Source organism: Sinorhizobium alkalisoli (genome assembly GCF_008932245.1).
Classification (GTDB): Bacteria; Pseudomonadota; Alphaproteobacteria; order Rhizobiales; family Rhizobiaceae; genus Sinorhizobium; species Sinorhizobium alkalisoli.
In genome coordinates, this window is record NZ_CP034910.1 from 145,250 (window position 1) to 169,611 (window position 24,362).

A 24,362-nucleotide genomic window follows, 5' to 3' on the forward strand; every position below is an offset into this window, starting at 1 on the left:
TCAGTTGCCCCCACTTTCGGATGCAGTTTTGACGCGAGCACCATCCTGCAGGAGATGAGCGCCGAGCGAAACAACGGGATCGCCAGGGTTCAATCCGGAGATCATGGCGGTCTCGCTGGTCACGCGGACAAGCTTGACGGGTCGAAAGCGCACGCTCGAGCTGGCTCTGTCGACGACCCAGACGCCGGTCCTTTCACCGTCGTCGAGCACCGCCCCGAGCGGCACCTGGACTTGCGACTGGCGCGCCTGATCGGCAATCCTAATGGTAACCGTAGCGCCGAGCGGTGCTGCCGCAGCCTGGCCGTCAAGCACATAACGGGCCTCGTAGGTGCGCGTCTGGGGGTCGGCGGAGTCCGATAATTGCCGCAGACGTGCCGTGTAGCGCCGCTCGCCGTTCCTATACAGGCTGGCCTCGGCCTTAGAGCCGACCGCGGGCCGGAGCGTCTCGGGCAGTGCGATCACGGCCTCGCGGGGACCGGCATGCGCGAGGCGAAGCACCGTCTGGCCGGCTGAGACGACCTGCCCCGGCTCGCCGAGCGTTTCGACCACCGTTCCATCCGAATCCGCCACCATCACGGAATAGGTCGCCTCGTTCTCCGCGACCCTTGCTTCCGCTTCGGCGGCGGCGAGCCGCGCAGAGGCGGTATCGAGCGCTGCCTTGGCCTGCTCATAACGCTGCGGCGTTGCCGCCAGTCCATTCTTTACGAGAACAGCATAGCGCTCCTCGTCGGCACGCGCCTGGACCAGGACAGCGCGTGCCGCAGCGACAGCGTTGCGCCTGGCGGTGAGCGCAAGCTGGAGATCGGTCTCGTCGATCCACAGAAGCGCCTGCCCCGCCGTCACCTGTTCACCGATGTCCACGAGGCGCTGGGTGATCTTGCCCGGCACCCGGAAACCAAGATTGCTCACAACCCGCGCGGCGATCGTACCTGTGAAGGCTCGCTCGGCTCGTTCAGGCCTCGTCGCTTCCACGACCCTTACAAGTGGCGATGCGACGCGGGGATCCGCAACCTCTGCGTCTCGTCCAGGCGTTTCGAAAACGAACGCATACGCCGCGCCCCCGGCTGCAGCCACGAGACCGATCGCTATGAAAAGGAATTTGCGCTTCATGCCAGATGCCCCTTGTTGACAGGCGTCGCCATAATTAGATTGCAATCTAAATCTAAAATCGGTATAGATGTCAAATGAAATCTAATTGGAGGTCGATCATGAGAGTTAGCCGCGCCCAAGCGGAGGCAAATCGCGAAGCGGTCATCAACGCGGCGAGCCGGCTTTTTCGAGAGCGCGGCTTCGACGGCATCGGGCTCAAGGATCTGATGAAGGGGGCCAGCCTGACCCAGGGCGGGTTCTACAAGCAGTTCGAATCCAAGGAAGATCTTGTGGCACAGGCATCGAGGCGGGCGATGGAGCACGCGACACGCAGATGGTCGGCCGTTGCCGCCGAAAGTCCTGATCCCCTCGAGGCCGTTATCGAGCTCTACCTGTCGACGGGACATCGCGAAGAGAAGAGCGACGGTTGTCCGTTGGTGGCGCTTGGCGCTGACGCGGCGCGTCAAAGCGAGGAGGTGCGAGCTTCATTCCAGGACGGAATTCAAGCTCATCTTGAAATCCTCGACGAATTGATGCCGGCGGCGGAAGGTCCAGAGGACCGTGGCAAAGCCATGGCAATGCTGTCGCTCATGGTCGGTGCCGTGACGATCTCGCGTATCCTGAATGATGAAGAGATGTCGGAGCGGTTTCTCGATGTAGCGGCCGACGAAGTTCGGCGGATCGCCGCCTCCGCCGGGAAAGCATGAGATTCCCGCGATCTCCTCGCGGGGGTCATAACTGTAGCCGCCTGATCCTTGGATTTCTGAAGATCACCCAGCGCCGTTTCGCGGACGGATCCAAACAAAATACAACGGAGAACACATGCGCCGTATCGTTGTTGCAGGCATGGGAGCAGTTAGCCCCCTCGGAGCCAATGTGGCGACTTCCTGGTCTCGGCTCTTGTCCGGCCATTCGGGAATCCGCGCGCGCGTTTCGTACTTGGACCCGACTACAAGGCGATCTCGGTTTTCCAGCCCGCAGGCATCGACGCATCGAAATCCGGAGCACCGGTATTCATGGTTCTCGAAACCGACAAGGGACAGCTCGTCAACATCGAGATCAACAATGACGCCGCCTATGGCTAAGACGTTCGCGGTGAACTGATCGGCGAGAACGGATCAATTGCCCTGAACGCACCTGTCTACACGCGCCACAATGGCGAACTGATGGCCTACGAGCGCTATGCACCCGATTGGCGCCCGCGCTTTGCCGAGGCCTACCGACTGCAGAACAAGGCGTTCCTGAACTTCGTTCGAACCGGCGTCTTCCCGGCAATCGCCTCCGACGCTTGGGACGGCTATTGCGCCGCGCTGGTCGCAGAAGCCGGCGTCGAGGCGCTGCGCACGGGCGAGCGCGTTATGATCGCAAGGACGGAAAAGCCGTCCCTCTACAAGCAGTAAAGGATTAAAGAAATGAAACTCGGCTTCGTTTCCGACAGCCTCGGCGGAATGACCTTCGATGCGCTACTCGACAGCGCTGCGCGCCTTGGAGTCTCGGGCGTGGAGGTCAACACGGGCGGCTGGTCGACAGCTCCCCACTTCGACCTGAAGACCATGAAGGCAAGCGCCGATGCCCGCCGCGCCTTCACTCGCGCCTTCGAAACCCGCGGGCTCGAGATCATTGCGTTGAATGCCAATGGCAATCCCTTGCATCCAACCCAACTCGAGCAGGGCGAGTGCCTCGAGGACACGATTCGCATCGCCGGCGAAATGGGGATCAAAACCGTCTGCGCCATGTCCGGACTGCCGGCAGGACGTAATGGCGACCTGATGCCGAATTGGGTCGTCTCATCCTGGCCGCCGGAAACGCAAGCGATCCTGCGTTACCAGTGGGAAGAAAAACTTCTGCCATTCTGGACCGAGATCGCCAAGCTCGCCAGCGAGAACGGTGTCGAGCGGATCGCACTTGAACTCCACGGCAACCAGTGCGTCTACAGCGTCCCTTCGCTCCTCAAATTGCGCGCTGCGATCGGTCCGGTCATTGGCGCCAATCTCGATCCATCACATCTGTTCTGGATGGGGGCCGATCCACTGGTCGCAGCCGAAGCCCTCGGCGATGCCGTCTATCATGTCCACGCCAAGGATACGATGCTCAACGCGCCGGTCCAGGCCACGACCTCACTGCTGGAGAACGGCTCGCTGATGGACATCTCGGCGCGCAGCTGGTCCTACATCACCCTCGGCTTCGGCCACGGCGAGGAGTGGTGGCGACAGTTCTGCTATCGCCTGAAGATGGCAGGCTATGATGGCTGGCTGTCGATCGAGCATGAGGACGTGCTGCTCAATAGCCTCGAAGGGCTGGAGAAATCCGTCTCCCTGCTCAAGGCGGTGATGCCCGTCGCGCAGAGTGACTTCAAGCCGCAGGCAATCTGAGGGTCGAACGACGGTGCGCCCGAATTCACATGGACACCCGTAATGGCGGCTCACATCTGGAGGACAGTAGAGAATGCGGGGCCTGAATGAAGATGCACCACCAAGCAGTCTTTCGGAACTGAAGTCGATGATCGCCTTGAGACAGCTCGAATTCCCAGATCAGCTTGAACGGGTTGTTCGCTGCGCGCTCGTCACGCCGGAACTAATCGCCTTTGGTAGCTCCAATTCGGTGGCACTTGCCTGCTCGGTGTCACCGACGACCGTGGTCCGGCTCGCAGGCTTCCTCGGCTTCCAGAACTTTCGAGATCTTCGAACTCTGTTTCGGGAGCACTTGTGGCGGCGTGCCGCACGAGTGTCGGCATCCGGCAGGTCGGAATCTCGCATCTAATGTCGTCCGGAAATTGTCGATGTTTGCCGTTCAAGACGCGGATGTTTGCCGTCCGCTACACCTACTGCATGTCTCTTTTGATCGACCTTTATTCAAGGACAAAGACATGCAGCAATTCAAAGCCCTACGGCGACCATCGCGTCCAATGGGACGCGCGGCGCTGTAGATAGCCATTACTTTGGGCACCAAGCACCAAACTGTCACGGCTGAGGTCGCCACTATTGCACGAGCGGCCGCAAGGCCGCTTGCGTCTCCTTAAGCAGCGGCAGATAGCGCTCCGCCAATTCGCCGGCAGCCACGTGGGCGGCCGGCGCGCCGATGTTGAGCGCCGCGACCACCCGTCCGCGCGCGTTGATGAGCGGCACGGCGATCGAGCAGAGGCCAAGCTCGAGCTCCTGGTCGATCACCGCATAGCCCTGGTCGCGAACCCGCCGAAGCTCCGCCACCAGTTCCTCCGGGTCGGTCTTCGTGTGCGGGGTGTTCGCCTTCAATTCCGTGCGGCGCAGAATGTCGCGCGCCTCCGCTTCGGGCAACGCGGCGAGCAGGACCCGCCCCATCGAGGCGCAATAGGCGGGAAGGCGGGAGCCGGGCATCAGGTTGATCGACATGACGCGGCGCTGCGAGGCGCGCGCCACATAGACGACCTCGGTGCCGTCGAGCACCGAAACGGAGGCGCTCTGGCCGGCTTTCTCCGAAAGCTGGTCGAGATGGGGCTGCACGATTGCGGTCAGCGGAGTCGCCGAGAGGTAGGCGTGGCCAAGCCGCAGGATCTTCGGCGTCAGAGCGAAGAACTTGCCGTCGTAGTCCGCATAGCCGAGTTGCGAAAGGGTCAGCAGCGAGCGCCGCACGGTGGCGCGATCGAGCCCCGTCATCTTCGCGGCTTCCGCGATCGAGAGCCGCGGCTGTGCCTCGCCGAAGGCTTCAATGACCGCGAGGCCCCGCGCAAATCCGCTGACGAAATCCGTTTCCCGCATTGCCTCGTCCCTCTCCGTTCCGTTTTCATACTGTGCGTTATACGAACAAAAGTCAAATATCGCACAAAAAAAATTGACGAACCGTCCAAACAGGCGCTTATTTCCGGCGGTTGCCGCTGACGAATGGGCCGGACAGCGAAAACAGGTCCGGAAAATCCTGGAGGAGGAAGAATGGCTCGCATCCTGCCGCTTGCCGAAGCCGTGGCGGAAAATGTCCGCGACGGCGACACCGTCGCGATGGAAGGCTTCACGCACCTGATCCCCTATGCCGCCGGCCACGAAGTGATCCGCCAGGGCAGGAAGGGTCTGTTCCTCATCCGCATGACGCCGGATATTCTCTACGACCAGTTGATCGGCGTCGGCGCCGCCCGGGGCATGAAGTTCTCCTGGGGAGGCAACCCCGGCGTCGGCTCGCTGCACCGCTTTCGCGATGCGGTCGAGAATCAATGGCCCCGGCCCCTCGAGATCGAGGAACATTCGCATGCGGCGATGGCGAATGCCTACGAGGCGGGCGCGGCAAACCTGCCCTTCGCCATGCTGCGCGGCTATATCGGAGCAGACCTGCCCAAGGTGAACCCCAACATCAGGAGCGTCACCTGCCCCTTTACCGGCGAGGTGCTGGCCGCCGTGCCCGCGATCCGGCCGGACGTCACCATCATTCACGCCCAGCGTGCCGATCGCAAGGGCAACGTGCTGATCGAAGGCATCGTCGGCGTACAGAAGGAGGCGGTGCTTGCCGCCAGGCGCTCGATCGTCACGGTAGAGGAGATCGTCGACCAGCTCTCGCCGCCCTCCCCGAATTCCGTCGTGCTGCCAGGCTGGGCCGTGACCGCCGTCGCCCACGTGCCCGGCGGCGCCTTCCCCTCCTATGCGCATGGCTACTACCCGCGCAACAACGCATTCTACATCCGCTGGGACGAGATCGCCCGCGATCGGGAAAGCTTCGCCGCCTGGATGAAGGAGAACGTATTCGACGCGAAGCCGGAAGACTTCGCCCGCCATGCCGCGAAGAAGTCGGCCAAGGCTGCATGAGGAGGCGAGGATGACGGATTTCACCCCCAATGAAATGATGACGATCGCCGCTGCGCGCGCGCTCTCCAACGACGACGTCTGCTTCGTCGGCATCGGCGCCCCTTCGGCCGCCTGCAACGTCGCGCGGCTGACGCATGCGCCGGATATCACCTTGATTTATGAAAGCGGCACGGTCGGCACGAAACCGGATGTGTTGCCGCTCTCGATCGGCGACGGCGAGCTTTGCGACACGGCGCTTTTCACTGTGTCGGTGCCGGAAATGTTCCGCTACTGGCTGCAGGGCGGCCGCATCACCACCGGCTTCCTGGGCGGCGCCCAGATCGACAAATTCGCCAACCTCAATACGACGGTTGTCGGCCCCTACGACCGCCCGAAGGTGCGCCTGCCGGGCGGCGGCGGCGCGCCGGAGATCGCGTCGAATTGCGGCCGCATCTTCATCACCATGGCGCTGACCAAGCGCGGCTTCGTCGAGAAACTACCCTTCATCACCTCCATGGGCCACGGCGAAGGCGGCGCTCATCGCGAAAGGCTGGGCCTCTCGACGAAAGGGCCGACCCGCGTCATCACCGATCTCTGCATTCTGGAGCCGGATCCAGAGACGAAGGAACTGACCGTCGTCTCCATCCATCCCGGCGTCGACCGCGACCGCATCGTCGAGAATTGCGGCTGGCCGATCAAATTCGCCGACACCGTCATCGAGACGCCGGCACCGACCGAGACCGAACTCGCGGTGCTGCGTGACATCAACGCCCGCACGAAGAAGGCCCATGAGGGCACCGGCTCCGGCAAGGAGGCCGCCTGATGCGCGACGCTTACATCTGCGACTATATCCGCACGCCGATCGGACGCTTCGGCGGCGCACTCTCCGCGGTGCGGGCCGACGACCTCGGCGCCGTCCCGCTGAAGGCGCTGATGGAGCGCAATGGTTCCGTCGACTGGGAAGCAGTCGACGACGTGATCTTCGGCTGCGCCAACCAGGCGGGCGAGGACAACCGCAACGTTGCGCGGATGTCGCTGCTGCTGGCCGGTCTCCCGGTCTCCGTTTCCGGTACCACGATCAACCGGCTCTGCGGCTCCGGGATGGATGCGGTGATCAGCGCCGCCCGGGCGATCAAGTCCGGCGAGGCGGAGCTGATCATCGCCGGCGGCGTCGAATCCATGTCGCGCGCGCCCTTCGTGCTGCCGAAGGCGGAGAGCGCCTTTTCGCGCCATGCGGAAATCCACGACACGACGATCGGCTGGCGCTTCGTCAATCCGCTGATGAAGGCGCAATACGGCGTCGACTCCATGCCGGAGACCGGCGAAAACGTCGCCGAGGATTATCGCGTTTCCCGCGAGGACCAGGACGCCTTCGCGCTCCGAAGCCAGGCGAAAGCCGCCGCCGCCCAGGCGAACGGCCGCCTTGCCCGGGAAATCGTCGCCGTCACGATTCCGCAGAGGAGGGGCGAGCCGATTATCGTCGAGAAGGACGAGCATCCGCGCGCCACGACCATCGAGGCGCTTGCCAAGCTGAGGGCGCCATTCCGCGCAGGTGGCACCGTAACCGCCGGCAACGCCTCCGGCGTCAATGACGGAGCGGCGGCGCTGGTCATCGCTTCGCAAGAGGCTGCGGAAAAGCACGGGCTGACTCCGATCGCGCGGGTTCTCGGCGGCGCGACCGCCGGCGTGCCGCCGCGCGTCATGGGCATCGGCCCGGCGCCCGCCTCTCAAAAACTCATGGCGCGGCTCGGCATGGCTGAGGACCAGTTCGACGTCATCGAGCTGAACGAGGCTTTCGCCAGCCAGGGCCTGGCGGTGCTGCGCGAACTCGGCATCGCCGACGACGATCCCCGCGTCAACCGCAACGGCGGCGCCATCGCACTCGGCCATCCGCTCGGCATGTCGGGCGCCCGCATCACCGGTACGGCGGCCCTGGAACTCATCGAAACCGGCGGGCGCCATTCGCTCTCGACCATGTGCATCGGCGTCGGTCAGGGCATAGCCGTGGCGCTGCAGCGGGTGTAGCGCGGTCCGGCGATATCGGAAGGGTTAATGGGTGATCTGGAATCCGGCTGGCGCGTGGATCGACGACGCGTCTTCACTCGCGACGGTCGAGACCGATGCGCCCGGCGGTCCCTCCCACAACCGATGCAGCATCGTGTCGACGGCGGCCGTTGGTCCGGCAATCAGGGCCGTGACGGATCCGTCCCGCTCGTTGCGGACCCAGCCGCAAAGACCAAGCATTTGAGCTTCGTTGCGCGTCCAGGCGCGAAAGCACACGCCCTGCACCCGTCCGGTGATCCGCACCAGAGCCGCCTTGCGATCCTCCGCCATGGCTATCTCCCTGATCTACCCTTTTCGAATCTGGCGCAAATCCCGCCGAAAGCAAGCGGATCGACCCCGGGACGGGCGGCCGCCCCTATTGCGCCCGCCAAGGCCGCAGCCACCATGAAATTCTGCGCCGTTTGCGGCCTTTGGAATAAATATTTCATCGAAAGGGCTTGCATTTGCTGCGCCGCAACATTATTGTATGACTTAACGATAAAGCACACCTCCTCCCAAGCTCTATCGTCGGATCGGCAACCCTCCTCCTCCCAGTTGCCGGTCGGAATCGAAAGCCCGGCGTACCTCCTCCCACGCCGGGCTTTCTCTTTTCCTTCCCGAAATGGAATATGTGTTTCGCAGCTCGAAGCACTGGATCGGACGCACTATAATGTCCGAGACGCTCGTGGCGACAATCGGGAACGTTTCGCGAGACCGAGCATCCAAGGTGCGACCATCCACGGTGCGACAAGGAGCCGATCATGCCCATCGCCGAACCTCAGGAACACCGTCCGTCGCCGGAATATCTCGAAACCTTGCGCTCAATCATGCAGACGCATAACCGCAGGCTCTATCGCATCGCCAGGAGCATCGTGCGGAATGACAGCGATGCGGAAGACGTGTTACAGGAGGCCTATGTCCGCGCCTTCTCCCACATCGCGGCATTCCGCGGCGCCTCCGCCCTCTCGACATGGCTCGCCCGCATCGTCATCAACGAGGCGCTCGGACGCCTGCGTAAAAGGCGGCGCCAGAAAAGGCTGGCCGACGACCTATCGCACCAGGCGGAGATCATCGCCTTCCCGCTTGCAGCCACCAACGATCCGGAAAAGACGATGGCCCAACGACAGATCCTCGACCTCGTCGAAAAGGCGACCGATCATCTCCCGGACATCTATCGGACCGTCTTCGTCCTCAGAGTCATCGAGGGCCTTGGAAACGAGGAAACCGCCAACCTGCTGGGCCTGCGCGCCGAAACCGTCCGCTCGAGACTGCATCGGGGGCGCCGACTTCTGATGGAGCAGTTGCAGCGGCAGATCGGTCCTGTCCTGCTCGACGCCTTTCCCTTTGCCGGCATGCGCTGTGAGCGCCTCACGGAAGCCGTTCTGGCTCGCCTCACCCAGCAATTCCCCAGATAACAAGTTAATGCATGTCGCCCAAAAGTGTGCCGCGGTTTTGGGACAACGACATGAAAAAAGAACGAGAGCGCGTTGCACGAATACGAATAGACGCAACGCGCTTTAGCGCGGGATGCGGGCGGAAAACCGCGCGCACTTTCCTCAGCCCGCGCTAAAGGCGGCGGCGATTAAATGGGAACGTTTCACCCGCCGGAGCATCCAAAGCGCGTTGTGTTTAATGCTTTGAACTTCGAGGAAAGGAACATCCCATGACCATCAGACTGACGACCGCGGCGGCTGCAATCGCTCTGCTGATCGGCGCCACCGGCGCCCTCGGCGCCGGCAAGCCGACGGATCCGCAAATCGCGCACATCGCCTATACCGCCGGCGTGCTCGATGTCGAAGCAGCAAAGCAGGCCATTGCCATGTCGAAGAACGAGAGCGTGATCGAATTCGCCAAGGGCATGGTCCGCGACCACGAGGCCGTAAACACGCAGGCGCTCGATCTGGTGAAAAAGCTGAACCTGACGCCTGATGACAACGACACCAGCAAGGCGCTGTCGCGGGCGGCCGAAATGAAGCGCGAGGAACTGGCGAAGCTTTCAGGCGCGGATTTCGACAGGGCCTATATCGACAACGAGATCGCTTATCACAAGCAGGTCAACGAGGCACTGGAAACGCAACTGATCCCGTCCGCTGAAAATGCCGAACTCAAATCCCTGCTCGAGACAGGGCTGAAGCTGTTTCAGGGTCATGAGCAGCACGCCGAACATGTAGCGACCGAATTGAAGTGAGCACGGCAATGACCCGAACACCATTCGCGTTTTTTCTGTTTTTTCTAGGGGCCGTGACCGTGGCAGCCGCCATGCAGCCAAAGACCATCCAGGTGGCCATTGAACGGCTCGCCTTCTCGCCTGCGAGAATCGACGCGAAAGTCGGTGATACGATCGAGTGGATCAACGAGGACGGGCTTGACCACACGGCAACTTTGAAAGGGGGCAGCGAAATCCTTATCTCCGCGCACAAGACGGGTCACCTTCGGCTGCAAAACCCCGGCAGCTTCGACTACATCTGCCGGTTCCATCCGAACATGAAGGGGCGCATCATCGTGCGCCCCTGATCCGCCCTCAGTGCACGCCGAGGAACTGCTTCAGCTCCGGCGTCTGCGGATTGGCGAAAACCTCGTCCGGCGGGCCGATCTCATGCACGCGGCCGTGATGCATGAAGACGACGCGCGAGCAGACGTCGCGGGCGAATCTCATCTCGTGCGTCACCATCAGGAGCGTCATGCCCTCGGCGGCGAGTTCGCGCACGACCGCGAGCACTTCGGCCACCAGTTCCGGATCGAGAGCCGAGGTGATCTCGTCGCAGAGCAACGCGATCGGCTGCATCGCGAGCGCGCGGGCGATCGCCACGCGCTGCTGCTGGCCACCGGAGAGCTCGTCCGGATAGGCGTCGAACTTCTGTTCGAGTCCGACCCGCTCCAGCATCTTGTGCGCCATCGTCTCGGCCTCCGCCTTCGGCGTCTTCCTGACGACCATTTGCGACAACATGACGTTGCCGCCGACGGTCAGGTGCGGGAAGAGATTGAACTGCTGGAAGATCATGCCGACCTTCAATCTCAGCGCCTTCAGGTGCACCTCGTCGTCGATCAGCTGCGCACCCGCAACGGTGATCGAGCCCTGGCTGATCGTCTCCAGCCCGTTGATGCAGCGTAGGAGCGTCGACTTGCCGGAGCCGCTCCTGCCGATGATGGCGATCACCTCGCCCGGCTCGACATCGAGATTGATGCCTTTTAGCACCTCGTTCGGACCAAAGCTCTTGCGGACGTCAGTGATTTCGATGAGCGACATTGAGCTTCCTTTCGAGGATCTGGCTGCTCTTCGAGAGGGGCCAGCAGAGCGCGAAATAGATGAGGGCGACGAGGCCGTAGACGGTGAACGGTTGGAAAGTGGCATTGGTGACGACGGTACCGGCCTTGGACAGTTCGACGAAACCGATGATCGAGGTGAGCGCCGTGCCCTTGATCACCTGCACGGAAAAACCGACGGTCGGCGGCACCGCGATCCGCATCGCCTGCGGCAGGATGACGTAACGCATCTGCTGCAGCCGGCCCATGCCGAGGCTGGCGGACGCCTCCCATTGCCCCTTGGCGATCGCCTCGACGCAACCGCGCCAAATCTCGCCCAGGAAGGCGGCGCTCCAGAGGATGAGCGCCAGACCCGCCGCCAGCCAGGCCGGCACGTCGATGCCGAAGAGGCCGAGGCCGAAGAAGGCGATGAAAAGCTGCATCAGGAGCGGCGTGCCCTGGAAGAGCTCGATATAATATTTGGCGAAACCCCGTGCCCATTTCCGTTTGCTGATCCGCAGGAAAAGCAGGACGAGCCCGACCACACCGCCGCCGGCGAAGGAGACGAGCGACAGCACAACTGTCCAGCGGGTGGCGAGCAGCAGGTTGCGCAGGATGTCCCAGATGGTGAACTCGATCATCGCGCCGCCCTCCTTGGAAAGATGACCCAGCCGACCATTGTCAGCACCTGGCGGAGCAGGATCGCCAGAACGAGGTAGACGGCGGTCGAGACGATATAGGCCTCGAAGGCGCGGAAGGTTCGCGACTGGATGAAGTTGGCGGCAAAGGTCAGGTCCTCGGCGGCGATCTGCGAGACGACGGCGGAGCCCAGCATGACAATGACGACCTGCGAGGAAAGCGCCGGCCAGATCCGCTCAAGCGACGGAACGAGAACCACGTGGCGGAAAGTCTCGAAGGGGCTCATGGCGAGGCTTGCGCCCGCCTCGAACTGGCCCCTCGGCGTCGCCTGGATGCCGGCTCGGATGATTTCCGAGCTATAGGCGCCGAGATTGACGACCATGGCAAGGTTGGCCGCCTGGAGCTCGTTGAGCTGGAGGCCGAGCGACGGCAGGCCGAAGAAGATAAAGAAGAGCTGGATAAGGAAGGGCGTGTTGCGGATGAGTTCGACATAGCCCGCAACAACGGGCTTCAGCCAGGCCGGCCCGAGTGCCCGCACCCAGGCGCAGACGATGCCGAGCAGGATGCCCGCCACCGCGCCGACGGCGATCAGCTCGATCGTGATTGCAATGCCCTTGACGATCTGCGGGTAGTATTGAAAGAGCCAGCCGAATTCGAATTGGTAATTCAAATGCGCACTCCTGTTGGACGATCGAAAGCGCCATCCGGCCCTACAGCGCCGCGCGTCTTATAAGACGCGCAAACGTCGCTGTAGCACTTTGATTTGCTGCATGTCTGTGTTGAGACATGCAGTGGCCGGATGGCGCCGGTGTCGGGCGGTTTAGAGATCGGCAGGCAGATCCGTGCCGAGCCATTTCTGGGCGATGGCGTTCAGGCTGCCGTCCGCCTTGGCGGCGGCGATGATGCCGTTGACCTTCTCGAGCAGCGCCGGCTGTTCCTTGGAAAGTCCGATATAGCAGGGCGAGTTCTTGATCAGGAACTTGAGCTCCGGCCGCTTCGGCGGATTCTTGGCAAGGATCGCCGCGGCGACGACATTACCCGTGGCGACCGCCTCGACCTGTCCCGAGAGGAAGGCCGAAATCGTGCCGTTATTATCCTCGTAACGCTTGATGACGGTGTCGGCCGGCACGACCTGCGTCAGTTCCAGATCCTCGACGGCGCCGCGGGTGACGCCGACTGTCTTTCCGGCGAGTTCCTCCGCCTTGGTGACGGCGACGTCCGCCGGCGCGAAGACGCCGTTATAGAACGGCGCGTAGGCGGTGGAGAAGTCGATCACCTTCTCACGGTCGGGGTTCTTGCCGAGGCTCGAGATGACGAGGTCGACCTTGTTCGTCTGCAGGTAGGGAATTCGGTTGGCGCTGGTGACCGGGACGAGCTCGACCTTCACGCCAAGCTTGTCGGCGATCAGGTTCGCCATGTCGATGTCATAGCCGACCGGCGCCATGTCGGTGCCGACGCTGCCGAAGGGCGGAAAATCCTGCGGTACGGCCACGCGCAACGTGCCGCGCGCCTCGATGTCGCCGAGCGCATCGGCCTTGGCGACGGAGCCAAAGCCGATCATGGTGGCGATCGCCGCCACGGCGACGAAGAGTCTTCTGGAAAGCATCGGGTCATTCTCCTCTGTTGGTTTCATGGTTTGGTTTTGTGGGATGCATTTGAAGATGCGGGCACCTGCGGCGGCAGCGACAGCGAGCGCCTCAGATCGGCGAGCGGGTCGGGGCGCCGCGACAGGTCCAGCCCCGTCTCCACTTCGTCCAGATGCTCGACGGCAAGCGCCGCCGCCTTCTGGAAATCGCCCTCCTCAATCGCCGCGACGATGCGGCAATGGCCGAGATGCGATTGCATGGCATGGAAGTCGGACTGGTAGATGAGCGAGATCAGGATCGTGCGCGCGGTGAGATCGCGGAGGATCTCGACGAGAATCGGATTGCCGGAGAGTTCGGCGATGCGGATGTGGAAATCGCCCATGAGGCAGGTGAGCCTCTGGCGGTCGTGCGCGGCGATCGCCGCCTTTTCCTCGGCCAGATGCGCATGAAGCGTTTCACGGCCGCTCTCCGAGAGATGGTTCATGCTGCTGAGCAGCCCCGCCTCGACCACCCGGCGCGCTGCATAGACGGTAATCGCCTCCTCGGCGGAGGGCTCCACAACGAACCAGCCGCGCCGCGGGCTGACCTTGACGATGCCGCGCTGCTCGAGCCGCATCATCGCCTCGCGTACCCTCGTGCGGGAAACATTGAAGAGGCTCGCGACCTCGTTCTCGCTCAGCCGCGTGCCGGGACGGATGCGCGCCGAGAGGATCCCGGAAAGGATGGCCTCGTCTATGCTTGCCTGGACATTCTGCTGTGGCGACAAATCTTGCATACAAGACAGGCAAGCAAGTCGCGTGCCAAGGCCGTCAGTTGATCTTTATCAAGGACTTGCGCTCTGCCAAGCCTGTTATCGGCAATGGATTTGTCACAATTGCCCATTCTTTCATCAGAAATTAAGGTATGGCGGCAAGGCAGCCATGTTGCCGTAAGAACAATCAGGGGACGGACGCAATACCCCCCCTCTGGCCTGCCGGCCATCTCGGGAGATCGACTCGCGGCGAGCCAATCGCCCCAACGGGAAGGCTTGGCAATGCATAGCCGCTTGATGGGTGCACCGCGCGTGCCACATCCGATCTCCCCCCTTGTGGGGAGATGGCCTGCCGGCCAGAGGGAGGTGTCGCCGCGAGCTCAATGTCAACGTCGAGCGTGTGCCCAGCCGCCCATTCAATCCATATCGTCGCCGGCCCCATTGTCGCGGTTGCCGTAGATGATCTCGCGCTTGCCGACATGGTTGGCGGCACCCACCAGGCCTTCCTTTTCCATGCGTTCGACCAGCGAGGCGGCGCGGTTGTAGCCGATGCCGAGGCGGCGCTGGATATAGGAAGTGGAGCACTTCTTGTCGCGCAACACCACCTTCACCGCCTGCTCGTACAATTCGTTGCCGTCTTCCGCAGCGATCGCGCTCTTGTCGAAGACCGCGCCCTGGTCCTCCTCCTCTTCCTCCTCCTCGTCCGCCGTGACCGTTTCCAGATATTCGGGACGGCCCTGGGTCTTCAGATGTGCCACGACGTGCTCGACCTCGCGGTCGGAGACGAAGGGGCCGTGAACGCGGGCGATGCGGCCGCCGCCAGCCATGTGCAGCATGTCGCCCTGGCCGAGAAGCTGTTCGGCGCCCTGTTCGCCGAGGATGGTGCGGCTGTCGATCTTGGAAGTGACCTGGAAGGAGATGCGGGTCGGGAAGTTCGCCTTGATCGTGCCGGTGATGACGTCGACCGAAGGACGCTGAGTCGCCATGATCAGGTGGATGCCGGCGGCGCGCGCCATCTGGGCGAGGCGCTGGATGGCGCCTTCGATCTCCTTGCCGGCGACCATCATGAGGTCAGCCATCTCGTCGACGATGACGACGATATAGGGCATCGGCGCCAGATCCATCTCCTGCTGCTCGAAGAGCGGCTCGCCGGTCCCCTTCTCGAAACCGGTCTGGACCGTGGTCATGATCGGCTCGCCCTTTTCGCGGGCGGCCGCGGCCCGCTGGTTGTAGCCGTCGATATTGCGGACGCCGAGGCGCGACATCTTGCGATAGCGGTCCTCCATCTCGCGCACCGCCCATTTGAGCGCCATCACCGCCTTCTTCGGATCGGTCACGACCGGCGTCAGCAGGTGCGGGATGCCGTCATAGACGGAGAGTTCGAGCATCTTCGGATCGACCATGATCAGCCGGCATTCCTCCGGCTTCAGCCGGTAGAGCAGCGACAGGATCATGGTGTTGATCGCCACCGACTTGCCCGAACCGGTGGTGCCGGCGACGAGCAGGTGCGGCATCTTCGCGAGTTCGGCGATTACCGGTTCGCCGCCGATCGTCTTGCCGAGGCAGAGCGCAAGCTTGCAACCGGTCTTGCGGAAATCGACGGATTCGATCAGTTCGCGGAAATAGACGGTTTCACGCGTCGCATTCGGCAGCTCGATGCCGATGACGTTACGGCCGGGCACGACCGCGACGCGCGCCGAGAGCGCCGACATCGAACGCGCAATGTCATCTGCAAGGTTGATGACGCGCGAGGATTTGACGCCGGGCGCCGGCTCGAATTCATAAAGCGTCACCACCGGACCGGGGCGCACATGGATGATCTCGCCCTTGACGCCGAAATCCTCGAGCACGCTTTCGAGAAGCCCTGCATTCTGCTCGAGCTGCTCCTGCGTCATGAAGAAGCCCTGGCCCTGCGGCGGCTCCTGCAGCAATTCCGCGGACGGAAATTCGTAGGAATCGGCGCCCGAGAGCCGGGTGCTTCGAACGACCGGCTGGAGCGGCGCGGCCGCCCGTTCGACGACGGCCGGCATGGTTACGGCGGCCTTTGTCGCAGCAGGCTGCGTCTCCTCTTCCTTGACCACCGGCGTCTCATCGGGCTCAGCCGGTGCCGCGGTCTGCGCGGCCACCGGCACGACATCGGCCGCTTCCGTCTGTTCCAGATGATCGACCGTCGCCGGTCGCCGGCATTCGACGATGCGGAAAAGCGAGGTGATCGCTGCCGGCAGTTCTTCCGCCGGCGCGGCGGGCGCGGTCTGCGGCATCGCCGGAAATTTGGCAGGGATCACGGCCGCCGCCGAGACTTGCGTCTGCTTCGGGGCATGGCTCTGCTTCGGGGTCTCCACCGTTGCTTCCGCCGGACCGACGGAAACCCGGGAGGTGCCGGTCGCAGGCATCTCCAGCGGTATGAATTCGAAGAACGCATGATCGGAGAGGTGCGCAAGCTCGGCGCCGGCCTTGAGCATGGGGGTGAAACCGAGAACGGTCTCGTCGACGGCGGCCTCTGCCGCTGCTTGAGGCTGCGCGAATTGCGGCTCCTCGGCCTTGGCGACGGTTGGTATCCCCTCCGCGGAGAGGGTTTCCGGGATGGCCCGCGGGGCCCGCGGGGCATCCGCGGACTGCATGTGCGACCAGTGCGGCAACTGCCGCATCAGCACGCGCAAGAGCTCCGACGGGCTATGAGCCGGCGCGTCCGCTTCGGGTGCGACGGGCGGCGCGACGCCGGCCGGGGCGGGTTCCGCCGCTCGCACTTCCGGGAGATCATTGGCCGCGAGCGGCACTGCCTGGTCTTCGGGCGGGTTTTCTACGACCGCGCTCTCCTCGGCCTCTTCTTCCTCGACCGCGGGTGCCCGGCGTTTCATGAATTCGCGCTCCGGCGTGCGAGTGAAGCGGACATTCGGCGAGAGGAAGAAATGGCTTTCCCAACTCGGCCCCTCCGATTGGCCGGTAATGTCGGCAAGCGTCGGCAGCGGGTCGCGCGTCAGCGCCGTCACCTGCGCTGGCGCATAGGCGGAGCCATGACCATAGAGCCGTGCCGCCCGGTTTACATAGCCCGCATCGTCGGCCTCGCGGCGGCCAACTCGGCGCGGCGCTTCCGGTGCCTCGAACAGGTGATCGTGAGCGGCGGGCGTTTCCGACTGGGTGTGTGTGTGTCCCGGCATCTCCAGACGCGGATGTCCGAATTCATCCGCCTGATCTGCCTCATGCAAAGCTGCCGTCGAGAAGTTTGTCCGGGGTATACGCATGGCCTGAAAACTCGAAATTCATCATCGAAGGGGCTGTTCCTAGCGAATAGGAAATGAAGGTTAACAAGTTCCTTCCCGGGGGAGCCCGCCGGATGCGCCTGAGCCCCCAATGCCCGCGTTTCGAGGGCCCAACGAGACCGCGCAGCCGGAGTTTCCGGTAATTGAACCCGGCGCCTTCGCCGGCTTTGACCGCTCATCAATTTCTGTTTCAACCGCGGAAAAACTGCACGGCCCGGAAGAAAGCGATCATCCCCCAAAGGGGCAAGAGCTGCGCGCCACCGGACCTCGCGAAAGTTGAACGCCCTTCAGGTGCGGAGCCGAATCAGCACCGCCGACGGATTGGCCTCATCTGAATAGACATCGAAGCTGGTCGCCGGTAAAATCTCATGGTCGGGCGCGAAGCTGGTCCGGCAAAGTGCCCTATGATTTCCGATCAGAATACCTGCGGCAAAGCAAACTGAGCATATATTTCGACGGCCCACGCGCGAGCGTATGCTTGGGAAGGTGCCATCGCACATGGCCAACGAGTCCATCAGACGCCGGCTTGCTGCCATTCTGGCGGCGGACGTAGTCGGCTACAGCCGGCTCATGGAGCGGGATGAAAAGGGCACCCATACGCTGCTCATGGGGCGGTGGACAGAGGTGCTGGAGCCGCTCGTCGCCAGCCATCAGGGTCGCGTCTTCAAGAGGACCGGAGACGGTGTGCTCGTCGAGTTCGGCAGCGCCGTCAATGCAGTCGAATGCGCCGCAGCACTTCAGCAGGCCATGGCGTCCGCAAACCGGGCGGCGTCGGAGACCCCCGCCATCGTCCTGCGCGTCGGCGTAAACCTCGGCGATATCATGGTCCACGACAGCGACCTTTTCGGCGACGGCGTCAATGTGGCTGCCCGCATAGAGGCGCTTGCCGCTCCCGGTGGTGTGGCGATTTCGGACGGTATTCATGAATACGTGCATGGTCGCGTCGGGCTCGATTTCATCGATGGCGGAAATCACGACGTCAAGAACATCGAGCGCCCGGTGCACATCTGGACGTGGTCGCCGGAAGGTCGCGCGATCGATCCGGTCGAAACCGAGGGCAAAACCACGCCGCAGCTGCCACGGAAGCCATCGATAGCCGTCCTGCCGTTCGACAACATGTCCGGCGATCCGGAGCAGGGCTATTTCGCCGATGGCATCACCGAGGACATCATCACCGATCTCTCGAAGGTATCCGGGCTCTTCGTGATCGCCCGGAACTCCTCTTTCGCCTACAAGGGCAAGTCTCCGGACATCCGCAAAGTGAGCCGGGAACTGGGTGTCCGCTATGTTCTCGAAGGCAGTGTGCGTCGGGCCGCCGACCGAATCCGCATCAACGCCCAGATGATCGACGGGACGACCGGCGGCCATCTGTGGGCCGAACGCTACGATCGCGGACTTGAAGACATATTCGCAGTGCAGGACGAAGTGACCCGCACGATCGTCGAGGCGCTGCGGGTAAAGTTGACCCCGAGCGAAGAGGAGCGGCGCGAGAGCCGCGGCAAGGTCGATCCGGAAGCCTATGATCTGCTCGTTCGCTCCCGCCGGTCCACCCTGCAGTTCAACGCACAATCGTCCATGGACGCGCGCAGCATGCTGAAGCGCGCCATCACGATCGATCCGGGCCTGGCGGCGGCCTACGCCGCACTCTCGATCGTCGCCCTGACCGACTTCATTAATCAATGGAACGGCGCGACCCCCGACAATCTCTCGCAGGCCCTCGAACTGGCCCAAAAGGCAATCGAAACGGACGAAACCGAGCCGCAAGGCCTACACGCACTCTCGCTTGCCCTTGCCTGGATGCGACGTCTGGATGAGGCGGAGCGCGCTGCCGAGCGGGAGCTCGAGCTCGACCCAAATTCGGCCACCGCCTATACCGCACTGGGCAGCATAAGGGATTTCCAGGGGCGGCACGAAGACGCCCTGGCGCTGTATACGCGGGCCAACCGGCTCGATCCGCAATTCGATTTGTCGCTGCATTTTCTCGGGAGGGCTCTCTTGAGCCTCGAACGCTTTGACGAGGCCGAGATCGCCTTCAAGCGTCGACTGACGCTTGCGCCGCGATCGGACATGACGCGCTTTTATCTCGCCTGCCTTTATGGTCGCACTGGACGACACGAAGAAGCACGACGCTATTGGCGAGAGGTGCTGGAGGTCAACCCGAATTTTTCCATCGACCATCTCAAGCGCGCCCTGCCCTACCAGGATCCCGGCCTGCTCGATCGGCTGGCGGACGGCCTCCGGCTGGCCGGCGTCTCCATTTAATCAGAGCCCGGTCCATGGGAGCATGGAGGCGCCACACTCGTGGAGAAAGGGCAACCGACATGGGTAACAATCTTGCAGTTTCAAGTTCCCTCGCGCTCCTGGGCCGACTGCTTCTCTCGGCTATATTCGTCTCTTCCGGCGTGGAAAAGCTGGTCGATCCCTCTGGTACAGTCGGTTATATAAGCGCGGCCAATCTGCCATTGCCGTGGGTCGCCTATGCGGTTGCCCTGCTGGTGGAACTCGGCGGCAGCATCCTTCTCGTCCTCGGTTACCGAACGAGGCTGGCGGCACTCGTCCTGGCACTCTTCACCCTCGCATCGGCACTCGGTTTTCATATGGACTTCGCGGACCAGAATCAGACGATTCATTTCATGAAAAACATCGCAATCACGGGCGGTTTCCTGCAGGTGATGGCATTCGGCGCTGGCGGCTTCAGTCTGGATGCACGAGCCGGGCGCGCCTGAGCGGCACGGCTGGCGGAGTCACGCATTTTCCGCCGTAACCGTCAGGAACCGTACCGGTTCGGGGCCGACGTCGACGTCAATCAGTTCGAGCGAGCGCAGGATCAGGTCGATCGACCGCCTCGCCTGGATCTCCGGCGCCTGGTCGAGCACGATTGCCATGACACCCTCGTTGAGCGCCTTGCGCGACTGCTCGGAGAGCTCATGGCCGACCCAGCAGACGTCGCGCGCCGCGTGCTCCTTCAGGATCGCGGCCACCGAGCGGTTGTCGCCGCCGGCGGTGTAGAGGCCGATGATATCCGGATCGTCGCGAAGCGCCGCGCGCAGGAGTTCCATCGAGGTGATGTCATCGTCATAATCGAACATCACTTGGCTGAAGAAGTGATCACCGACGTGTTCGGCGAGATAGGCGGAAAAGCCGCGGATGCGTTCCTTGTGGTTTTCATAGGCGCCGCTGTGGCAGAGCGCTACGAAAACGCCCCGCCGCCCGACGAGCATCCGCGACATGTAGAAGGCAGCCGTGCGTCCCGCGGCGTAATTGTCTATTCCGACATAGGCGAGTTCCGGAGCAGGCCTCGTCATGATCTGCACGACCGGCGTGCCCTGGCCGGCGACCGTCCTCAGGCTCCTCACCACATCCGGATGGTCCGGCGCCACCACGATCAGCGCCGAGCGGCGAACCGTCGGATGGGCAATGTGATGGGCGAACTCCTTCGGATCGTTCTCGCGGGCGAAGGTGCGGTGCACGACGATGCTCTTGTCCAGTAGCGCCGCGATCCGCTCGAAGGCGTGGTTCATACGCGAGTAGAAGCTCGTCTCGGGGCGGACGAGAATGACCTCGATCCGGATCATCCCCCTATGCGCTTCCGGCAAACTGTGGCGATAGTTGAGCTTGCGCGCAGCGCGAAAGACTTTTTCGACCGTTTCCGGCCGAACCCCGCCGCGGCCGTTGACGACGCGCTCGACCGTCGCTGTACCGACGCCGGCCTCCCGCGCCACATCCTTCAGGGTGATCCTCACCATGGCACTCCCTCCTGAAACGCAGTTCAACCGGCGAGAGGAACCCTCGTCAATGATCAAATTTGATCAAAGTAGATTTAGGGCCCGGAAGCGGCCGGAGCTAGTCTCTCCGACAGTTCGGGAGGATCTCTCGATCCGAACCACAACTCGAAGATCGGGCGCCGCTCGCTTCCAGCGATTGGTGCGACGGAGGAGCAGCTATGAAGATCGCACTCGACCCCTATATGCATCGCCACCTCGGCCTGCGCGACCTATGCCGCAAGGCCGCCGAGCTTGGTTACGACCATATCGAGCTTTCGCCGCGCGAGGATTTTCTCCCCTGGTGGGTGCGACCGCGCGCGCACAAAGAGCGGATCGCCGAATTCAAGTCGGCGCTCAGGGACCACGGCGTAAAGCTCGCATCGATCCTGCCGATGTATCGCTGGGCAAGCCCGCATGAGGACGAGCGCCAGGCGGCGGTGCGCTACTGGAAGGAAGCGATCCAGGCGGCAGTCGAGATGGGTTGCGACACGATGAATTCCGAATTCGGCCGCGGCCCCTCGCCGGACCGCGGCCATCGCTCCAATTGCTGTGGCGGCATGCATAGCCACGAGCACAGCGAGGCCGCGTGGTGGCGTTCTATGGAGGAGCTTGTGCCGGTCTTCGAGAAGGAAGGCGTAACGCTCAACATGGAGCCCCATCCGGAAGACTGGTGCGAGACGCTGCGGCCGGCCGTCGACATGCTGAAGACGATCGGTTCCAAGAACGTCAAGTTTCTCTATTGCGCGCCGCATACCTTCTACTTCGGCAATGACATGGCGGAGATGATCCGCGAGGCCGGGTCGCTGATCGCCCATGTCCACGTGGCCGACACCTACAACCACAAGGCCTCGTCCGGTCTGCGCTACATCATCAACCCGCCCGGCGCGAAGGTGACCATCCATCAGCACATGGACATGTATCAGGGCGAGATCAACTGGGACGTCTTCTTTTCCTCGCTCGCCGGGGTCGGCTTCGACGGCATCGTCACGGCCTGCGTCTTCGGCTGGGAAGAGCGCGCCGACGAGTCCGGCCGTTTCATGCGGGAGGAAATTCAGAAATACGTGGACAAATATTGGCCGGCCGAACGCGCGTAAGCGTTCACTTACCGAGCATCGACAGAGACGACTCGCAATGACCATCACCATCACGACCGCCCCCTGCTGCTGGGGCGTTGACGACGTCAACAACCCGAACCTGCCCGCCTGGGAGCGCGTCTTCGACGAGGCGGCCGCCGCCGGCTATGGCGGTCTGGAACTTGGCCCCTACGGCTATGTGCCGCTCGAGTCCGAACGGGTCGCCCGGGCGCTTGACGAACGCAAGCTCTTCATCGTCGCCGGCACGATCTTCGACGATCTCGTCTCGCCGGAGAACCAGGCCAACCTGCTGCGCCAGACCGACGAAATCTGCGCCGTCATCACGCGATTGCCGCAGCCGCAGCAGCTATCCGGTCAGCGTTTCAGGACGCCCTATCTCACCGTCATGGACTGGGGCCACGACGAGCGGGATTATTCCGCCGGCCATTACGACCGTGCGCCGCGGCTATCGGACGAGGAGTGGCGCGGCATGGTTGCCAATATCAAGGCGATTGCCGCGGTCGCCCGCGACAAATACGGCGTGCGCGCCGTCATCCATCCGCATGCCGGCGGCTATATTGAATTCGCCGACGAGATCGAGCGGATCGCTAACGACGTGCCGGCGGCGCTTGCGGGCTTCTGCATCGACACGGGCCACACCTATTACGCGGGCATGGACCCGGTCGAGACGCTGAAGAAATATGGCGGTCGCCTCGACTATGTGCATTTCAAGGACATCGACGAAACGGTCTTCCGCCGGGTGCTTGGCGAGAATATCCGGTTCTTCGAGGCCTGCGCGCAAGGTGTCATGTGCCCGATCGGGCGCGGCATCATCGACTACCCGGCAATCAGGCAGGCGCTCGACGAGATCGGCTATCAGGGCTTCATCACGGTCGAGCAGGAACGCGATCCCTTGAGTGTGGCGGGAAGCCTCACCGACGTGAAGGAAAGTCGCGATTATCTGCGCTCGGTCGGGTTTTGAAGCAACACTTGGGAACACCACAATGTCAGAGAAGAGAACGAAACCGATCCGCTGGGGCATGGTCGGCGGCGGGCGCGGCAGCCAGATCGGCTACATCCATCGCTCGGCGGCGCTGAGGGACAACACATTTGAACTCGTCGCCGGCGCCTTCGATATCGATGCGGCGCGGGGCCGCACCTTCGGCATCGACCTGGGATTGGACGAACAGCGGAGCTACCCGGACTACCGGACGCTGTTCGCGGAGGAGGCGAAGCGCGCCGACGGCATCGAAGCGGTCTCGATCGCAACGCCGAACAACACCCATTTCGGGATCTGCAAGGCGGCGCTCGAACACGGCATCCACGTCGTCTGCGAAAAGCCGCTCTGCTTCACCGTTGCCGAAGCGAAGGAACTGAAGGCACTGGCAGAAGCGCGCGGCCTCATCGTCGGCGTCACCTATGGCTATGCCGGCCATCAGATGATCGAGCAGGCCCGCGCCATGGTGAAGAACGGCGATCTCGGCGAAATCCGCATCGTCAACCTGCAATTCGCCCACGGTTTCCACAGCGCCGCCGTCGAGGAACGGAACCCGTCGACCCGCTGGCGCGTCGACCCGAAATTCGCCGGACCCAGCTATGTGCTCGGCGACGTCGGCACGCATCCGCTTTATCTTTCCGAGGTCATCCTGCCGCACATGAAGATCAAGCGGCTGATGTGCGTGCGCCAGAGCTTCATCAAGAGCCGGGCACCGCTCGAGGACAATGCGGTGACCCTGATGGAATACGACAACGGCGCGATTGCCAATGTCTGGTCGAGCGCTGTCAATGCCGGCTCCATGCACGGTCAGAAGCTTCGCATCGTCGGATCGAAGGCGAGCATCGAATGGTGGGACGAGCGGCCGAACCAGCTCTCCTACGAGATCCAGGGCGAACCCGTCCGCATCCTCGAGCGCGGCATGGACTATCTCTATCCGCAAGCCCGCCTCGACGATCGTATCGGCGGCGGCCATCCGGAAGGCCTGTTCGAGGCCTGGGGCAACCTCTACCGCCGCTTCGGCCTGGCGATCAACGGCCATCGCGGGTTGGCGCCGGAAAGCAGCAAGGACCTCGTCTTTCCCGGCATCGACGCCGGGCTGGAGGGCGTACGCTGGGTCGAAAACTGCGTCCGCTCGGCCGATCGGGGCGGCGTCTGGGTGGACTACGGGTAAA

At 63.0% G+C, this 24,362-nt stretch carries 25 protein-coding genes and 1 pseudogene; 16 read left to right on the forward strand and 10 right to left on the reverse strand.

All coding sequences use genetic code 11. From position 1 onward, the window contains the following. Nucleotides 1-1,110 (reverse strand): efflux RND transporter periplasmic adaptor subunit, encoded by a 1,110-nt coding sequence (locus EKH55_RS18250; RefSeq protein ID WP_151612207.1) that lies wholly within the window; start codon nt 1,108-1,110, stop codon nt 1-3. Nucleotides 1,111-1,208: 98 nt separating this feature from the next. On the opposite strand from EKH55_RS18250, the gene EKH55_RS18255 reads away from it, so the two are divergent. The 5 genes and pseudogenes from EKH55_RS18255 to EKH55_RS18275 all read left to right on the forward strand — a co-directional run bounded on the left by EKH55_RS18255 (nt 1,209) and on the right by EKH55_RS18275 (nt 3,849). Continuing rightward, nucleotides 1,209-1,796 (forward strand): TetR/AcrR family transcriptional regulator, encoded by a 588-nt coding sequence (locus EKH55_RS18255; protein WP_151612208.1) that lies wholly within the window; start codon nt 1,209-1,211, stop codon nt 1,794-1,796. Between the two features lie 115 nt (nt 1,797-1,911). Beyond that, a pseudogene (locus EKH55_RS18260) lies at nt 1,912-2,013 on the forward strand (beta-ketoacyl synthase N-terminal-like domain-containing protein); the annotation flags it as partial. A gap of 242 nt (nt 2,014-2,255) precedes the next feature. Continuing rightward, nucleotides 2,256-2,489 carry a hypothetical protein gene (locus EKH55_RS29780; RefSeq protein WP_246231907.1) on the forward strand — a complete coding sequence of 78 codons (234 nt, stop codon included), beginning with the start codon at nt 2,256-2,258 and terminating at the stop codon, nt 2,487-2,489. Nucleotides 2,490-2,501: 12 nt separating this feature from the next. Next, nucleotides 2,502-3,461 carry a sugar phosphate isomerase/epimerase family protein gene (locus tag EKH55_RS18270; protein WP_151612209.1) on the forward strand — a complete coding sequence of 320 codons (960 nt, stop codon included), beginning with the start codon at nt 2,502-2,504 and terminating at the stop codon, nt 3,459-3,461. Nucleotides 3,462-3,588: 127 nt separating this feature from the next. Further along, complete coding sequence (locus EKH55_RS18275; protein ID WP_151613868.1) at nt 3,589-3,849, forward strand: MurR/RpiR family transcriptional regulator; 261 nt, start codon at nt 3,589-3,591, stop codon at nt 3,847-3,849. A gap of 218 nt (nt 3,850-4,067) precedes the next feature. Here the strand turns inward: EKH55_RS18275 and EKH55_RS18280 are convergent, their stop codons facing one another. Then, nucleotides 4,068-4,823 carry an IclR family transcriptional regulator gene (locus EKH55_RS18280; protein WP_151612211.1) on the reverse strand — a complete coding sequence of 252 codons (756 nt, stop codon included), beginning with the start codon at nt 4,821-4,823 and terminating at the stop codon, nt 4,068-4,070. A gap of 171 nt (nt 4,824-4,994) precedes the next feature. Here EKH55_RS18280 and EKH55_RS18285 point away from each other — a divergent pair, with 171 nt between their 5' ends. The 3 genes from EKH55_RS18285 to pcaF are packed head-to-tail and all read left to right on the forward strand — an operon-like array spanning nt 4,995 to nt 7,859. Then, on the forward strand, nt 4,995-5,855 hold the full coding sequence (locus EKH55_RS18285) for a CoA transferase subunit A (RefSeq protein WP_151612213.1): 861 nt from the start codon (nt 4,995-4,997) through the stop codon (nt 5,853-5,855). 10 nt (nt 5,856-5,865) lie between these two features. Continuing rightward, nucleotides 5,866-6,657 (forward strand): CoA-transferase subunit beta, encoded by a 792-nt coding sequence (locus EKH55_RS18290; protein ID WP_151612215.1) that lies wholly within the window; start codon nt 5,866-5,868, stop codon nt 6,655-6,657. Beyond that, nucleotides 6,657-7,859, forward strand: coding sequence for a 3-oxoadipyl-CoA thiolase (gene pcaF / locus EKH55_RS18295; protein WP_151612217.1), 1,203 nt, complete (start codon nt 6,657-6,659; stop codon nt 7,857-7,859). The genes EKH55_RS18290 and pcaF overlap by 1 nt, the downstream gene beginning before the upstream one ends. 24 nt (nt 7,860-7,883) lie before the next feature. Here the strand turns inward: pcaF and EKH55_RS18300 are convergent, their stop codons facing one another. After that, the gene (locus EKH55_RS18300) at nt 7,884-8,168 is read right to left on the reverse strand and encodes an acylphosphatase (RefSeq protein ID WP_151612219.1); all 285 of its coding nucleotides are present in this window, start codon (nt 8,166-8,168) and stop codon (nt 7,884-7,886) included. A 470-nt stretch (nt 8,169-8,638) separates the two neighbouring features. Here EKH55_RS18300 and EKH55_RS18305 point away from each other — a divergent pair, with 470 nt between their 5' ends. The 3 genes from EKH55_RS18305 to EKH55_RS18315 all read left to right on the forward strand — a co-directional run bounded on the left by EKH55_RS18305 (nt 8,639) and on the right by EKH55_RS18315 (nt 10,391). After that, nucleotides 8,639-9,292, forward strand: a complete 654-nt coding sequence (locus tag EKH55_RS18305; RefSeq protein ID WP_151612221.1) for an RNA polymerase sigma factor — start codon at nt 8,639-8,641, stop codon at nt 9,290-9,292. 248 nt (nt 9,293-9,540) lie between these two features. Beyond that, a complete protein-coding gene (locus EKH55_RS18310) occupies nt 9,541-10,065 on the forward strand; it encodes a DUF4142 domain-containing protein (protein WP_151612223.1) in 525 nt (174 codons plus the stop codon). An 8-nt stretch (nt 10,066-10,073) separates the two neighbouring features. After that, nucleotides 10,074-10,391: a cupredoxin domain-containing protein gene (locus EKH55_RS18315; protein ID WP_151613869.1), complete on the forward strand. Its 318-nt coding sequence runs from the start codon at nt 10,074-10,076 to the stop codon at nt 10,389-10,391. 7 nt (nt 10,392-10,398) lie between these two features. On the opposite strand, the gene EKH55_RS18320 is transcribed toward EKH55_RS18315, so the two are convergent. The 6 genes from EKH55_RS18320 to EKH55_RS18345 form a co-directional block, all read right to left on the reverse strand. After that, nucleotides 10,399-11,124 (reverse strand): amino acid ABC transporter ATP-binding protein, encoded by a 726-nt coding sequence (locus EKH55_RS18320; RefSeq protein WP_069461024.1) that lies wholly within the window; start codon nt 11,122-11,124, stop codon nt 10,399-10,401. Further along, nucleotides 11,102-11,761 carry an amino acid ABC transporter permease gene (locus EKH55_RS18325; protein WP_151612225.1) on the reverse strand — a complete coding sequence of 220 codons (660 nt, stop codon included), beginning with the start codon at nt 11,759-11,761 and terminating at the stop codon, nt 11,102-11,104. The genes EKH55_RS18320 and EKH55_RS18325 overlap by 23 nt, the downstream gene beginning before the upstream one ends. Continuing rightward, nucleotides 11,758-12,429: an amino acid ABC transporter permease gene (locus EKH55_RS18330; protein ID WP_151612227.1), complete on the reverse strand. Its 672-nt coding sequence runs from the start codon at nt 12,427-12,429 to the stop codon at nt 11,758-11,760. Before EKH55_RS18330 ends, EKH55_RS18325 begins: the two co-directional genes overlap by 4 nt. Nucleotides 12,430-12,579: 150 nt before the next feature. Beyond that, nucleotides 12,580-13,365: a transporter substrate-binding domain-containing protein gene (locus EKH55_RS18335; protein WP_151612229.1), complete on the reverse strand. Its 786-nt coding sequence runs from the start codon at nt 13,363-13,365 to the stop codon at nt 12,580-12,582. A gap of 23 nt (nt 13,366-13,388) precedes the next feature. Further along, nucleotides 13,389-14,120 carry a GntR family transcriptional regulator gene (locus tag EKH55_RS18340; RefSeq protein WP_151612231.1) on the reverse strand — a complete coding sequence of 244 codons (732 nt, stop codon included), beginning with the start codon at nt 14,118-14,120 and terminating at the stop codon, nt 13,389-13,391. A gap of 392 nt (nt 14,121-14,512) precedes the next feature. Next, complete coding sequence (locus EKH55_RS18345; protein ID WP_151612233.1) at nt 14,513-17,338, reverse strand: DNA translocase FtsK; 2,826 nt, start codon at nt 17,336-17,338, stop codon at nt 14,513-14,515. 516 nt (nt 17,339-17,854) lie between these two features. Here EKH55_RS18345 and EKH55_RS18350 point away from each other — a divergent pair. Next, the gene (locus tag EKH55_RS18350) at nt 17,855-19,618 is read left to right on the forward strand and encodes an adenylate/guanylate cyclase domain-containing protein (protein ID WP_069461018.1); all 1,764 of its coding nucleotides are present in this window, start codon (nt 17,855-17,857) and stop codon (nt 19,616-19,618) included. Between the two features lie 59 nt (nt 19,619-19,677). Further along, nucleotides 19,678-20,082: a DoxX family protein gene (locus tag EKH55_RS18355; protein WP_151612235.1), complete on the forward strand. Its 405-nt coding sequence runs from the start codon at nt 19,678-19,680 to the stop codon at nt 20,080-20,082. Nucleotides 20,083-20,100: 18 nt separating this feature from the next. On the opposite strand, the gene EKH55_RS18360 is transcribed toward EKH55_RS18355, so the two are convergent. Continuing rightward, entirely contained in the window at nt 20,101-21,102 is a 1,002-nt protein-coding gene (locus EKH55_RS18360) for a LacI family DNA-binding transcriptional regulator (protein ID WP_151612237.1), read from the reverse strand. 197 nt (nt 21,103-21,299) lie between these two features. On the opposite strand from EKH55_RS18360, the gene EKH55_RS18365 reads away from it, so the two are divergent. Genes EKH55_RS18365 through EKH55_RS18375 form a run of 3 tightly spaced genes read left to right on the forward strand, consistent with a single transcriptional unit; the run spans nt 21,300 to nt 24,361 of the window. Beyond that, entirely contained in the window at nt 21,300-22,214 is a 915-nt protein-coding gene (locus EKH55_RS18365) for a sugar phosphate isomerase/epimerase family protein (RefSeq protein WP_151612239.1), read from the forward strand. A gap of 37 nt (nt 22,215-22,251) precedes the next feature. Beyond that, the gene (locus EKH55_RS18370) at nt 22,252-23,175 is read left to right on the forward strand and encodes a TIM barrel protein (RefSeq protein WP_151612241.1); all 924 of its coding nucleotides are present in this window, start codon (nt 22,252-22,254) and stop codon (nt 23,173-23,175) included. 22 nt (nt 23,176-23,197) lie between these two features. Beyond that, nucleotides 23,198-24,361, forward strand: a complete 1,164-nt coding sequence (locus EKH55_RS18375; RefSeq protein ID WP_151612243.1) for a Gfo/Idh/MocA family protein — start codon at nt 23,198-23,200, stop codon at nt 24,359-24,361. Nucleotide 24,362 lies beyond the last annotated feature (1 nt).